The following is a 13,681-nucleotide window of genomic DNA, read 5'->3' as shown; positions in this document are numbered from 1 at the left end:
CGACCAGGCGGCACCCGCGCCGGCAGACAGCCACGCGTTGCTTCACGGTGGGCGGGTGCTGGCTGCAGTTATGAACGAAACATGAAGGAGACGTCAACAGGATGTAGTCGACACACTCTGCAAAGCCCCCCATCCTGCGACCTCCCGCGCCCTTCCCCGCCCCACATAGAATGTCCCCATGACCACCCTGACCTTCCGCGCCGCCACGCCGGCCGACATCCCCGCCCTGATCGCCCTCGTCACCTCGGCCTACCGTGGCGACGCCAGCCGCGTCGGCTGGACTACCGAAGCCGACCTGCTGGATGGCGCCCGCATCGACGCCGAAGGCATCCAGGCCGACCTGGACCGGCCGCGCTCGACCATTCTGCTGGCCGAGCGCGGGGACCAGCTGGTGGCCTGCGCACACGTCGCCGATGTCGACGGCAAGGGCTACTTCGGCATGTTCTCGGTCGATCCGGCGCAGCAGGGCGGTGGCGTTGGCAAGCAGATGATGGAGGCGGCCGAAGCACACGCCGCGCGCGAATGGAAGGTGCCGGTGATGCAGATGACGGTGATCGACGTGCGCGACGAGCTGATCGCCTTCTACGAGCGTCGTGGCTACCAGCGCACCGGCATCAAGAAGCCATTCCCGTACGGCGATGAGCGCTTCGGCATCCCCAAGCGCGACGACCTGCGCTTCGAGATCCTGGAAAAGCCGCTGGCCGGAGCCGCCGCGTGAGCGATACCTGGACCTTCGTCTGCGCCGGCAACGAGCTGCTGCCGGGCGAAATGAAGAGTGTGTTCGACGAAGTGACCGGCACGCCGATCGTGGTATTCAACCTGGACGGTGAGCTGTACGCCCTGGAAGACCAGTGCACGCATGAAGAGTTCGAGCTGTCTTCAGGCGAGTTCAACACCACCGAAGGCAGCGTGGAATGCGTGCTGCACGGCGCGCGCTTCGACGTGCGCGATGGCCGCGCCCTGTGCGCACCGGCCTATACGCCGGTGCCCAAGTTCCCGGTGAAGCGCGAACACGACGCCGTCTGGACCCGCGACGACCGCGATTGAAGTGCCCTCCTGGCCGCCGGTGGATTCACCCAAGGGGGTGGAGCCAGCGGAGCGCACTGAGAGGCCTTCAGGACCCTCTCGGGGCCTCCAGACCGCTCATTCGATTGCGCATATGCGAATCATTATCGTTAATGTTATTCTACGTAACACCTTCGTAACGACGCCACCCCTGCGCCATGGCTTCGCCCGCGCCCACCGCCACGCTGTGCCAGCTCGCCCGCCAAGGGTGGCCGCTGCTCGTGGCCGCGCTGCTGACGCTGCTGCTGGGCTGGTCGGCGCTGCACGAAGGGCGCGGCAACGGGCCTGCGGCCCACGGCTGGCAGGCGCACGCTGAAGGGCTGCAGCAAGCCATGCCGTTGCCGGCCCCGCCGGTGGACGAATGCCCGCACCATGCCGCCCCGGCACCGGAGCCGCCGCTGGATGGCGAGGGCGCCGCACCCTGCACCGCACTGGCTCCCCCGCGTGCCGTGCTGGTCGCGCACATTCCGCTGTGGCGCTCCGACGCCCTGCGCTGGCAGCGGCACGATCCCGCACTGCGGTTGAACCCCGGCCACGCGCCGCCCGCACCGCACGCCAGCTGAGGCGCCCTGCGGCCGTTGCCGTGCGCCTGATTGCGTTTCCTGCCAGCCGGGCATCGGCCCGGTCCTGCAGAAGAAGCCTTCCATGTGTCGACGCGCTGCCTGCGCTTCGCCCCTCGCCCTTTCCCGATCCACGCCACGACCCATCGCCATGACCTACATCACGTCCCGCAAGCACGCCCCGCGCGTTTCCCTGCTCGCCACCGCTACCCTGGCTGCGGGCTTCGCGCCGCTGGCTGCGCAGGCTGCCGACAGCGCCGACGCCGGCTCCCGCAATGCCACCGAGCTGGACAAGGTGCAGGTGCGCGGCAGCTGGTTCAATCCGTCCTCGCCGAAGTTCACCGCCGAACTGCTGGACACCCCGAAGTCGGTGTCGATCGTGTCGGAGAAGCTGATCGCCGAAACCGGTGCGACCAACCTGCAGGATGCGCTGCGCATGGTGCCGGGCATCACCTTCGGCGCCGGCGAAGGCGGCAACCCGACCGGTGATCGCCCCTTCATCCGTGGCTTCGATTCGCAGAGCAACGTCTTCGTCGACGGCCTGCGCGACGTCGGTTCGCAGACCCGCGAAATCTTCGACCTGGAGCAGGTGGAAGTGGTCAAGGGCCCGAGCTCGGCCTACGGCGGCCGCGATTCCGGCGGTGGCAGCCTCAACCTGGTAAGCAAGACACCGAAGCTGAAGAACGAGACCAGCGCCAGCATGGGCATCGGTACCGACAGCTACGCGCGCGGCACCGTGGACGCCAACTACGTGCTGGGCGATGGCATCGCCGCGCGCCTGAACCTGATGAAGCACGAATCGGACATCGCCGGCCGCGACGCCGCCAACGTCAGCCGCTGGGGCATCGCGCCGTCGATCGCGTTCGGCCTGAACGGCCCGGCGCAGCTGATCGCCAGCCACTACCACATGCAGAGCGACGACCTGCCGGACGCCGGTGGCTTCCCGTACGGCAACCCGAGCGGTGCGCCGGCGTCGAAGTGGGTCGACGGCCGCCCGATGGTGCCGGACCGCAACAACTACTACGGCCTGGTCGACCGTGATTTCCAGCGCACCCGCGCCGACATCAGCACCCTGGATGCAAGCTACGACTTCGGCGGCCACAAGCTGCGCAACATCGCGCGCCTGGGCAACACCAGCAACGACTACCTGTGGACCCAGCCGGACGACAGCCAAGGCAACCCGAACAACTACGGCACCTTGTGGCGCCGTACCAACAGCCGTGCCGTCGACGTCAAGAGCTTCGCCGACCAGCTGGGCCTGACCGGCGCCTTCCAGACCGGCGTGCTCAAGCACAGCTACAGCGCCGGCGTGGAGTACAGCGACGAGAAGATGACCCGCGGCAGCTACCTGATGACCCCGGGCACCAGCAACCCGCTCACCGGCAACAGCAAGTGCCCGACCACCGGCGCAGCCACCGGCTACAACTGCACCGATTTCGCCAACCCGAACCCGCGCGATCCGTGGGCGGCCACCCATTCGGTGTATCGCAGCGACAAGGCGCTGGACGTCGAGCAGCGCACCAAGACCACCTCGGCCTACGTGTTCGACACCATCGAGCTCAATGAGCAGTGGATGATCAACCTCGGCCTGCGCTACGACGACTTCCGCACCACCCTGACCACCCCGGTGGCCGGCAAGGCGCCGACCCGCGTGCGCAACAGCAACGACTTCCTGAACTACCAGGCCGGCGTGGTGTTCAAGCCGGCTGCCAACGGCAGCATCTACCTGTCGTGGGGCACCTCCTCGACGCCGCCGGGCATGGACGGGGGCGATGGTTCGGACGGCCTGAGCGCCGCCGTGGCCGACCTCAAGCCGCAGGATACGAAGAACCTCGAACTGGGCACCAAGTGGGACCTGTTCGACCAGCGCCTGAACCTCACCGCGGCGATCTTCCACACCGTGATGAACAACGCGCGCGTGACCGTCGACAACGGCACCAGCCAGAATGCCGGCAAGAAGGAAATCAACGGCTTCGAGCTCGGCTTCACCGGCCAGCTGACCGAGGCCTGGAGCCTGTACGGCGGCTACACCTACCTGGACTCGGAACTGAAGGACAACGGCTTCGTCTGTGGCGCACCGGTCGGTCGTACCTGCCCGTCCAACGTCTACGTGCCCTCGCCGTACAACGGCAACGTGTTCCCGAACACCGCCAAGCACAGCGCCAACCTGTGGACCACCTACCGCTTCCCGATCGGCCTGACCCTCGGCGCCGGTGCGTTCTACTCCGACAAGCAGTACGGTGATGTTGCCAACACCAAGTGGATCGCCAGCTACACCCGCTTCGACGCGATGGCCAGCTACGCGATCCAGGAGAACATCAGCCTGCAGCTCAACGTGCAGAACCTGACCGACAAGACCTACTTCACCAAGGCTTATGCCTCGCACTACGCGAGCATCGCCCCGGGGCGCTCGGCCACCCTGGCACTGAACGTGAAGTTCTGATGTAGCTTCGTTCCACCACGGCGGCAGGTTCTCCTGCCGCCGTTTTTGTTTCCGGCGATACTCACCCCATGGCGAACCGTACCCCCATCGACAGCGACGCCCTGGCCGAGCTGCTGCAGCACGATCCGCAGGCCGCGTTCGCACGCGTCCGCGACGCCGCGCAGGCCGGACAGGTCGAGGCACAACTGCTGCTTGCGCAGATGCACATGGAAGGCAAAGGCACCGCGCAGGATGCTTCGGCTGCGCTGCTCTGGTACGAAACCGCCGCCAACAACGGCGCACCGATGGCGATGAACATGCTTGGCCGCTGCCATGAACTGGGCCAGGGCACCGCGCCGGATCCGGCACTGGCGGCGGTGTGGTACCGGCGCGCAGCCGACACCGGGCTGGACTGGGGCCTGTACAACCTGGCCAACCTGCTGGCCACCGGCCGCGGCGTCACCCAGGACCGCGCGCAGGCACTGGCCCTGTACACCCGTGCCGCGCACCTGGGCCATGCCAAATCGATGAACCTGCTGGCCCGCCACCTCGAGGACGGGCTGGATACCGCAGCCGATCCGCAGGCAGCGCTGGCCTGGTACCAGCGCGCGGCCGAGGCCGGTGATTTCCGCGGCCAGGCCAACTACGCCTCGATCCTGCTGCAGGCCGGCCAGGTCGAGCGGGCCGTGCACTGGCTACGGCTTGCACTGGCCCACGGCAGCCCGGCGTTCATGGCGCACATCGTGCCCGAACTGGCCGCATCGCCGCATCCACAGGTGCGCGCCCTGGTTGCGCCACCGTCGCTCTGAGGAGTCCCGCATGCTGCTGCACATCCCCGACATCCTCAGCGCCGACCAGGTGGCCGACTTCCGCCGCCGCCTCGATGCCGCCGACTGGACCGATGGCCGCGAAACGGTCGGCCACCTGGGCGCGCAGGCCAAGCACAACCAGCAGCTGCCCGAGGCGTCGCCGCTGCGCCGCGAACTGGGCGAGGTCATCCTCGTCGCGCTGGCCCGGCACCCGCTGTTCTTCAGCGCCGCGCTGCCACTGAAGTACCTGCCCCCGCGCTTCAACCGCTACAGCGGCGGCGGCACCTACGGCTTCCATGTCGATGGCGCGGTGATGAACCTGGCCAACGGCGAACAGCTGCGTTCGGATATCTCCTGCACCCTGTTCCTGTCGGCGCCGGACGAATACGAAGGCGGCGAGCTGGTCATCAGCGACACCTACGGCGAGCACGAAGTGAAGCTGCCGGCCGGCGACCTGATCGTCTATCCGTCCAGCAGCCTGCATCAGGTGCGGCCGGTCACCCGTGGCGCACGCGTGGCGTCGTTCTTCTGGGTGCAGAGCATGATCCGCGACGATGTGCAGCGCCGCCTGCTGTGGGAAATGGATGGCGCGATCGAGCGCCTGCGCCAGACCGGCGCCGACGCTGAGGCGATCCTGCAGCTGACCGGCGTGTACCACAACCTGCTGCGGCGCTGGAGCGAAGTCTGAGCCCCCGTCGCGCCGGCCTGCGACACGTTGGCAATCATTCTCATTTGCAACAGCTAACGGCTCTCATTACAATCACGCCCCGTTGATGCCGGCCGCTGCCGGCAGGCCCCTGGGGATCTTCGCTTGCTGCGCCCGCTTCGCCCTCGCCCACTGATCCATCGCACGATGGGTACCGCCATGCGCGGCCAGCGTCCTGCGCTGGCCAGCCTGCTGGCATGGGTGGCGATGCTGGCGTTGCTGCTGGGCGCGCTGCCGCTGCTGCCACAGGCCCAAGCCGGAATGGCCGTGCAGATGCCGCTGGAAGAGCGCGGCGGCCAAGGCACCTTGCTGGAAGAAGCACCGGCCAAGCTGCGCCGATGTGCTGCCGCTCCGGTGAAATCAGCCGAGAAGGCACGCCCGCCGTTGCTGCTGGCCAGCCAATGGCTGCGCACCGAGCTTGAACTCGTACCCGCCACGCCGGCCATGCCCGGCGTGCGCCCGGACTGGCCGTTGGCCGCTCCGGACACGCCCTGGGCCGATGCGCCCGGGCGCCGCCAGCAACGCGGCCAGGCGCCGCCACTCGCCTGATCCACGGCCCGACGTGACCGCCTGCGCGGTCGCGCCTGCACGCCGCTGCCTGCTTCATCCCTGCCGCCCCTGACCGGGCCTTCCGTGCCTGCCACGCCGTTCGCGCGCGGCATCGCGCCCCCCTGCATCCTTCGAGGTAACTGCCATGGCCCAGCGCCATCGTGTCCGTTCGTCCCTGTCCCGTACCCTGCTGACCAGCGCCGTACTGGCGGCTTTCGCCAGCCCCGCTTTCGCCCACGGTGACGCTTCCGGCGCCCCGCAGACGTTGGACAAGGTGGTGGTCACCGCCGCCGGCTTCGAGCAGAAGGTGATCGATGCCCCGGCCAGCATCAGCGTGGTCAGCCGCGAGGAACTGAGCAGGCGGCCGTACACCAGCCTGGTCGATGCGCTGCGCGACGTCGAAGGCATCGATGTCGGCCTGGAGGCCACCGACAAGAACGGCCGCGCCACCGTGTCGATGCGCGGGCTGCCGTCCGAGTACACCCTGGTGCTGATCGACGGCCGCCGCCAGAGCAACGTCGGTCAGATCTATCCGAACAACTTCGGTGGCGGCCAGTTCGCCTACCTGCCGCCACTGGATGCGATCGAACGCATTGAAGTCGTGCGCGGGCCGATGTCCACGCTGTACGGTTCGGACGCGATGGGCGGCGTCATCAACATCATCACCCGCCGCAACCAGGACAGCTGGCACGGCTCGGTCAGCCAGGGCTTCACCGTGCAGCAGGACGACCAGTTCGGCGACGCACGCACCACCGACCTCTACCTCAGCGGCCCGCTGCTGAAGGATCGCCTGAGCCTGGCGGTACGCGGCAGCTACTACGATGCCAAGGCATCCAACCCCGAATGGGATGCGCTGCCGCTGCCGGATGGCACCCTGTGGGAGCGCAGCATCGGCTTCGGCGGTGGTGGCAAGTCGGTCGCCAACACCAACTGGAACAGCGGCGTACGCCTGGACGTCCGCATCAACGACGACCACGAACTGTGGCTGGACTACGACGTGTCGCGGCAGAAGTTCGACAACAGCGAGGGCCAGACCGGCACCCTCGACAGCCTGGCCAGCCTGTGGCGCGTCGGCAACGCGGTCATTCCCAACCCGAACGGCAACGGCACGCTCACCCGCCGCGTAGTGCAGCCGCGCGTGGGCTACACCGCCTACCAGCGCTACGAGCGCGACCAGTTGTCGCTGACCCACCAGGGCCGCTACAGCTTCGGCACCTGGCAGACCTCGCTGACCCACAGCAGGAGCAGCAACCTGGGCCGCTCGCTGCCGCTGACCCTGGACGAGCGCGCCAACCTGCAGGCGCTGTGGAATGACGTCTGCCGCCGCACCGGCGCCGCCAGCAACTGTGCAGCCGGCCGTGGCAATGCACTGGCCGCCCTCAACCCGAGCGAGATGGCACGCCTGCAGGCATTCCTGCCGCGTCCGCTGCGGACCATGGAGCTGGAAGGCTACGTGCTCGACACCATGCTCGACCTGGACTTCGGCGCGCACACGCTGACCGTGGGTGGCCAATACAACGACACCGACATGGTCGACGGTGTGTTCGGCATGGACGGCGCCGGCTACCGCAGCAACGTCAAGCAGACGCACCGCATGTGGGCGCTGTTCGCCGAGGACAACTGGGCGCTGACCGATACCCTCACCGCCACCTTCGGCCTGCGCTACGACGACCACAACGTGTTCGGCAGCCACGTCAGTCCGCGTGGCTACCTGGTGTGGAACGCCAGCGATGCGTGGACCTTCAAGGGTGGCGTCAGCACCGGCTACAAGACCCCGCGTCCGGACCAGCTGTTCCCGGGCATCACCGGCTTCGGTGGCCAGGGCGTGCTGCCGCTGGTCGGTTCGCCGAACCTGAAGCCCGAAACCAGCACCAACTACGAGCTGGCGGCCTATTACGAGGGCCAGCGCTGGGGCTTCAATGTCACCGGCTTCTTCAACACGTTCGAGGACAAGATCGCCAGCGGCGGCACCTTCCCGAACTGCGAAGTGGCCCGCGCCGGCAGCGGCTACTGCGTGGACATCGGCCCGGGCTGGGCGGCCCTGGGCTACAGCACCTTCACCCAGAGCGTGAACATCGACAAGGCCGAGACCCGTGGCGCCGAACTGGCCGCGCATGTCGACCTGCTCGACAGCCTGCAGCTGCGCGGCAACTACACCTGGACCCGGAGCGAGCAGACCAGCGGCGCGCAGAAGGGCCTGCCGATCAGCGGCACCATGCCGGCCAGGCACATGGCCAATGCCAGCCTCAACTGGCAGCTCAACGAAGCGATCAGCCTGTCGCTGACCGGCGAAGGCCGCTACGACCGCTACCGCGACACGCTGCTGGACGCCAACGGCGCCCGCCACACCCGCTACTACGAGGACTACACGATCTTCCACCTCGGTGGCAGCTGGAAGGCCACGCCCTGGCTGACGGTGAACGCGCGGGTCAACAACCTGTTCGACAAGGACTTCGTCTCACAGTCGTGCCTGCTGATCAGCCAGAGCGAGTTCAACTGCGTGGACGACTACGCGACCAAGGACCAGCGCCGCAGCTACTGGATTTCGTTGAACGCGACGTTCTGATCGCCGCGCCCTGCCCCGGTGGGTGCCGACCCTGGTCGGCACCGCTTCATCCACGCATGGCGTGGATCTACCGATCGGTGGTGCCGGCCGCTGGCCGCCCCCCCATACCTGCTCCAGGGATACAGAACGACACGCAATTGCGAGCTATTCTCATCAATGATGTAATGGGCAGTCCCCGTCCGCCCCGAACCGTGCCGTGAGCCGTCCTGCTACTTCCACCGTGCAGCAGCAACAGAACCGTGGCTTCTGGCTGCGGACGCTGCACCAGTGGCACTGGATCAGTTCGGCGGTGTGCCTGATCGGCATGCTGCTGTTCGCGGTGACCGGCCTGACCCTCAACCATGCGGCGAAGATCGAAGCCAGGCCCCAGGTGCAGAACCAGCACCTGGCGCTGCCGGCCGCGCTGCTGGGCCAGCTCGGCACGCGCGAGGACGGCAACGCGCCGATTCCGCGCCCGGCCCGCCAATGGTTGGACGCGCAGCTCGGCATCGCCATCGGCGGACGCCCGGCCGAGTGGTCGGCCGAAGAGATCTACCTGTCGCTGCCGCGCCCTGGTGGCGACGCCTGGTTGAGCATCGATCGCCAGACCGGCGCGGTGGAGTACGAATCGACCTCGCGCGGCGTGGTGTCCTACCTCAACGACCTGCACAAGGGCCGCAACGCGGGCCCGGCCTGGGGCTGGTTCCTGGACCTGTTCGCCGTGGCCTGCCTGGTGTTCTGCATCACCGGGCTGTTCCTGCTGCACCTGCATGCGCGGCAGCGGCGCATGACCTGGCCGCTGGTCGGCCTGGGCCTGATGATCCCGCTGTTGATCGCCCTGCTGCTGATCCACTGACTTTCCCCCGTTCCCGGAGCCGCCCCATGCGCGTCACCCTGACCATCGCCCTCAGCGGCCTGCTGGCCACCTCGCCGGCCTATGCCGCCACCCTCGACATCAATGTCGAAGTGCCCAAGCTCAACGTGGCCGAGTACCACCGCCCGTACGTGGCGGTGTGGCTGGAAGGCGCCGACCAGAAGGTCGCGGCCAACCTGTCGGTCTGGTACCAGCAGACCAGCAACAGCGAAGGCCACGGCACCAAGTGGCTTCCCGACCTGCGCCAGTGGTGGCGCAAGAGCGGCCGCACCCTGCAGGTTCCGGTGGATGGCGTGACCGGCCCGACCCGCCCGGCCGGCAAGCACGCGCTGTCGTTCAACGACAGGCAGCCGGCCCTGAAGCAGCTGGCCCCGGGCAACTACACTCTGGTGGTGGAAGCCGTGCGCGAAGTCGGCGGCCGTGAACTGTTGAAGATTCCCTTCACCTGGCCGGCGACCACCGCGCAGAACGGCAAGGCGCAGGGCGCCACCGAGCTGGGACAGGTCACCCTCGCCGTCAAACCGTAACCGCCTGAGCCGGGGTCGGATCCCTTCCGCAGGAAGGGCTCTGACCCCATCGCCCTATCCCTCGGGGTCAGAGCCCTTTCCGCTGGAAAGGGATCCGACCCCTTCCAACTGGAGTCTTCCGCATGAAGCGCACGCTCGTCCTCGCCGCCGCCCTGGCCGCTGCCCTTCCCTTCTCCGCCCTGGCCCACAAGGCCTGGCTGCTGCCCTCGCAGACCGTGATCGCCGGCAACGCGCCGTGGATCACCGTCGACGGTGCGGTCTCCAATGACCTGTTCTATTTCAACCACGTGCCGCTGCGCCTGGAGTCGCTGGTGATCACCGCGCCGGACGGCAGCACCGTGCAGCCGCAGAACGCGGCCACCGGCAAGTACCGCAGCGTGTTCGACATCGAACTGAAGCAACCGGGTACCTACCGCATCGCGTCGGTCAATGACGGCCTGTTCGCCACCTACGAGCAGAACGGCGAGCGCAAGCGCTGGCGCGGCAGCGTCGCCACCCTTGGCGAACTGCCCAAGGACGCGAAGAAGCTGGAACTGAGCCAGTCGGTCGGCCGCGTGGAGACGTTCGTCACCAACGGTGCGCCGAACGATACCGCGCTGAAGCCGACCAACCGCGGCATCGAGCTGGTGGCCGTCGGCCACCCGAACGACCTGTTCGCCGGCGAGGAAGCGACCTTCCGCGTGCTGGTCGACGGCAAGCCGACCGCCGGCCTGGAATTCGAGATCGTGCGTGGTGCCACCCGCTACCGCAACGCGCAGGACGAGCTGAAGGTCACCAGCGATGCCAAGGGCGAGATCAAGGTGACCTGGCCGGAAGCCGGCATGTACTGGCTGGAAACCGGTACCGAGGACAACAAGACGTCGCTGAAGCAGGCCGCCAAGCGCCGCTTGAGCTACGTCGCCACGCTGGAAGTGCTGCCGCAGTAACGACGTGGGCGGCGATGCCGGGCAGGCCCCGGCATCGCGCCTGCAGCAGACCCCCATGACCGATCCCCTGCTCGACATCGCCCGCCTCGGCGGCACCACCATGGGCACCACCTGGAGCGTGTCGCTGGTCGCGCCACGCCAGCGCGACCTGCATCCGCTGCATGCTGGCATCCAGGCGCGCCTGGATGATGTGGTCGCGCAGATGAGCACGTGGGAAGCCGGCTCGGACCTCAGCCGCTTCAATCATGCCGCTGCCGGCCAGTGGTGCACGCTGCCGGCCGAGACCCGCCGCGTTCTGGCCTGCGCACAGGCCATCGCTGCGGCCAGTGACGGCGCCTTCGATCCCACCGTCGGTCCGCTGGTTGCACTGTGGGGCTTCGGTGCACATGCCGGTGAACGCCGCCAGCCCGATGCCGCCACCCTGCAGGCCACGCGTGAGCGCTGCGGTTGGCAGCGCCTGCAGTGGCAGGGCGATGCGCTGCTGCAACCGGGTGGGCTGGAACTGGATCTCTCTGCGATCGCCAAGGGCTTCGGCGTCGATCACGTCGCCGCGTGGCTGCGCGGACAAGGCATCGCTGCCGCGCTGATCGAGGTCGGTGGCGAACTGGCCGGCTATGGCCGGAAACCGGATGGCCAGCCGTGGCGCGTGCTGGTGGAGTCCGCACCGGAAGAAGATGCGCGGACCGATACCCCGCCTCGCGTGCTGGCACTGGATGGCCGGGCGGTGGCCACCTCCGGCGATCGCTGGCACCAGTACCACGCCGATGGCGAGGCTTACAGCCACAGCCTCGATCCGCGTACCGGCAGGCCGGTGCGCCAGGTCGCTGCGGCAGTCACGGTGGTGGCCGGCGATGCGATGCACGCCGATGCCTGGGCGACCGCGCTGACCGTACTCGGTCGCGACCAGGGCATGGCGCTGGCCGAGCGCGAAGGCCTGGCGGCGCGCTACCTGCAGCGCGCTGCAGGCGGCCCGCAGGAGTTCCTCAGCAGCGCCTTCCAGCGTCTTCTCGACGAGCAGGGCGCATGAGCGGACGCCGGTCGCGCGCGTGGCTCGGCAACACCCTGGCCCTGCTCCTGTTGGCGCTGATCGGCGGGGCGTTGCTGCGCCTGCATCTCGGTGAGGCATGGTGGCAGGGCGCGCCACCGATTCGACACTTGCACATCGCGGCACTCGCCACGGCCGTGTATGCGCTGGCCTGCGCTGCACTGTGGTGGCGTGGGCGCCCGCGCGACGATGCCGCAACCGGAGACACGGCGCCCCTCCTGCTGGTCTGGTCCAGCCAGACCGGCTTTGCCCGCGAGCTGGCCGAACGCAGTGCCGAAGCCCTGCGCGGCGCCGGCATGCCCGTGCGCGTGCGCGGTCTGCACGACGTCGACGCCGCGTTGCTGGCCGACAGCCAGCGCGCGCTGTTCATTGCCAGCACCACCGGCGAGGGCGATCCGCCCGACCACGCCCTGCCCTTCCTGCGCGGGGTGATGGCCGCGCCGCCGTCACTGCAGCACCTGCAGTACGGCGTGCTCGCACTGGGCGACCGCAGCTATGGCCACTTCTGCGGATTTGGCCACCAGCTCGACCAATGGCTGCGCCAGCATGGCGCGCATCCACTGTTCGATGCGATCGAAGTCGACAACGCCGATCCGGCCGCGCTGCGGCATTGGCAGCAGTTGCTGGGGCAACTCGGCGGCGGCGCCAGTGAACTGCCGGACTGGAGCCCGGCCGCGTACCAGCCGTGGACGCTGCTGCAGCGCGAGCATCTGAACCCGGGCAGCCCCGGCGGTCCGGTGTACTGGTTGCGCCTGCAGCCACCGGCCGGCGCAGAGGCGCAGTGGCAGGCCGGCGATATCGCCGAGATCGGCCCGCAACATGCTTGCGCCAGCGCGCGCGCCTGGCTGCACGCGCAGGGCTTCGATGCGGACACCGTGCTGGAGGACGGGCAGACCTTGCTGGCGCGCGTCGCGCGCTCGCACCTGCCCTCGCTGGTTCCGCCGGGTGACCTGCCCGCATTGCTGGCGACCCTGCAGCCGCTGCCGCATCGTGAGTACTCGATCGCCTCGGTGATGGCCGACGGCGCGGTGGAGCTGCTGCTGCGCCGACAGCTGCGCGCCGACGGCACGCCCGGCATCGGCAGCGGCTGGCTGTGCGACCACGTGGCCATCGGCGAGCCGGTGCAGCTGCGCCTGCGCCGCAATGACAATTTCCATGGCGTGCCCGCCGATGTGCCGCTGCTGCTGATCGGCAACGGCACCGGCATCGCCGGCCTGCGCGCCCACCTGCACGAACGTGCCCAGCAGGGCGCGCGCCGCACCTGGCTGCTGTTCGGTGAGCGCACCGCCGCACACGACTTCCATTTCGGCGACGAGCTGCAGGCAATGCTGGCGAGCGGAACGCTGGCGCGGCTGGATGCTGTGTTCAGCCGCGATGGCGGTGCGCATCGCTACGTGCAGGACCGGCTGCTGGCCGAAGCACCAACGCTGCGGCAGTGGGTGGACGACGGCGCAACGATCCTGGTCTGCGGCAGCCTGCAGGGCATGGCCCCGGCCGTGGATGCGGTGATCGAGCAGGTGCTGGGTACTGCGGGCAAGGAAGCGCTGTTGCTGGCCGGTCGTTACCGGCGCGATGTGTACTGAGGTTGCCCCATCCACGCATGGCGTGGATCTACTGAACGGCGTGTCCAGGCAGGGTGGCAACCGCAGTGCA

13 protein-coding genes are annotated in these 13,681 nt (G+C 68.4%); all 13 read left to right on the top strand.

The features are described 5' to 3' along the window. Window positions 1-178 precede the first annotated feature (178 nt). The 13 genes from LRM18_RS16435 (at window position 179) to LRM18_RS16375 (ending at window position 13,611) form a co-directional block, all read left to right on the top strand. Window positions 179-718 carry a GNAT family N-acetyltransferase gene (locus LRM18_RS16435; RefSeq protein WP_270955052.1) on the top strand — a complete coding sequence of 180 codons (540 nt, stop codon included), beginning with the start codon at window positions 179-181 and terminating at the stop codon, window positions 716-718. Next, a complete protein-coding gene (locus tag LRM18_RS16430) occupies window positions 715-1,047 on the top strand; it encodes a non-heme iron oxygenase ferredoxin subunit (protein WP_053462389.1) in 333 nt (110 codons plus the stop codon). Before LRM18_RS16435 ends, LRM18_RS16430 begins: the two co-directional genes overlap by 4 nt. A gap of 176 nt (window positions 1,048-1,223) precedes the next feature. After that, window positions 1,224-1,628: a hypothetical protein gene (locus LRM18_RS16425; RefSeq protein WP_053462388.1), complete on the top strand. Its 405-nt coding sequence runs from the start codon at window positions 1,224-1,226 to the stop codon at window positions 1,626-1,628. Between the two features lie 148 nt (window positions 1,629-1,776). Continuing rightward, window positions 1,777-4,068, top strand: a complete 2,292-nt coding sequence (locus tag LRM18_RS16420; protein WP_270955051.1) for a TonB-dependent receptor — start codon at window positions 1,777-1,779, stop codon at window positions 4,066-4,068. A 68-nt stretch (window positions 4,069-4,136) separates the two neighbouring features. Next, window positions 4,137-4,856: a tetratricopeptide repeat protein gene (locus LRM18_RS16415; protein WP_103283285.1), complete on the top strand. Its 720-nt coding sequence runs from the start codon at window positions 4,137-4,139 to the stop codon at window positions 4,854-4,856. Between the two features lie 10 nt (window positions 4,857-4,866). Next, complete coding sequence (locus LRM18_RS16410) at window positions 4,867-5,544, top strand: Fe2+-dependent dioxygenase (protein WP_049467433.1); 678 nt, start codon at window positions 4,867-4,869, stop codon at window positions 5,542-5,544. Between the two features lie 165 nt (window positions 5,545-5,709). Next, window positions 5,710-6,111 (top strand): hypothetical protein, encoded by a 402-nt coding sequence (locus LRM18_RS16405; protein ID WP_057495262.1) that lies wholly within the window; start codon window positions 5,710-5,712, stop codon window positions 6,109-6,111. 145 nt (window positions 6,112-6,256) lie between these two features. Continuing rightward, window positions 6,257-8,677 carry a TonB-dependent receptor gene (locus LRM18_RS16400; protein ID WP_270955050.1) on the top strand — a complete coding sequence of 807 codons (2,421 nt, stop codon included), beginning with the start codon at window positions 6,257-6,259 and terminating at the stop codon, window positions 8,675-8,677. Window positions 8,678-8,873: 196 nt separating this feature from the next. Continuing rightward, window positions 8,874-9,512: a PepSY-associated TM helix domain-containing protein gene (locus LRM18_RS16395; RefSeq protein WP_064237798.1), complete on the top strand. Its 639-nt coding sequence runs from the start codon at window positions 8,874-8,876 to the stop codon at window positions 9,510-9,512. A gap of 26 nt (window positions 9,513-9,538) precedes the next feature. After that, complete coding sequence (locus LRM18_RS16390) at window positions 9,539-10,057, top strand: DUF2271 domain-containing protein (protein ID WP_049467441.1); 519 nt, start codon at window positions 9,539-9,541, stop codon at window positions 10,055-10,057. Between the two features lie 122 nt (window positions 10,058-10,179). After that, window positions 10,180-10,983, top strand: coding sequence for a DUF4198 domain-containing protein (locus tag LRM18_RS16385; protein WP_270955049.1), 804 nt, complete (start codon window positions 10,180-10,182; stop codon window positions 10,981-10,983). Between the two features lie 55 nt (window positions 10,984-11,038). After that, on the top strand, window positions 11,039-12,010 hold the full coding sequence (locus LRM18_RS16380) for an FAD:protein FMN transferase (RefSeq protein WP_270955048.1): 972 nt from the start codon (window positions 11,039-11,041) through the stop codon (window positions 12,008-12,010). Beyond that, on the top strand, window positions 12,007-13,611 hold the full coding sequence (locus tag LRM18_RS16375; RefSeq protein WP_270955047.1) for a sulfite reductase subunit alpha: 1,605 nt from the start codon (window positions 12,007-12,009) through the stop codon (window positions 13,609-13,611). Before LRM18_RS16380 ends, LRM18_RS16375 begins: the two co-directional genes overlap by 4 nt. The last annotated feature ends 70 nt before the right edge of the window (window positions 13,612-13,681 follow it).

Origin of the sequence: Stenotrophomonas sp. PI_27, from assembly GCF_027854495.1 — a bacterium.
In the GTDB taxonomy this organism is placed as follows: domain Bacteria; phylum Pseudomonadota; class Gammaproteobacteria; order Xanthomonadales; family Xanthomonadaceae; genus Stenotrophomonas; species Stenotrophomonas pavanii.
This window is presented reverse-complemented; position numbering and strand designations above follow the sequence as displayed.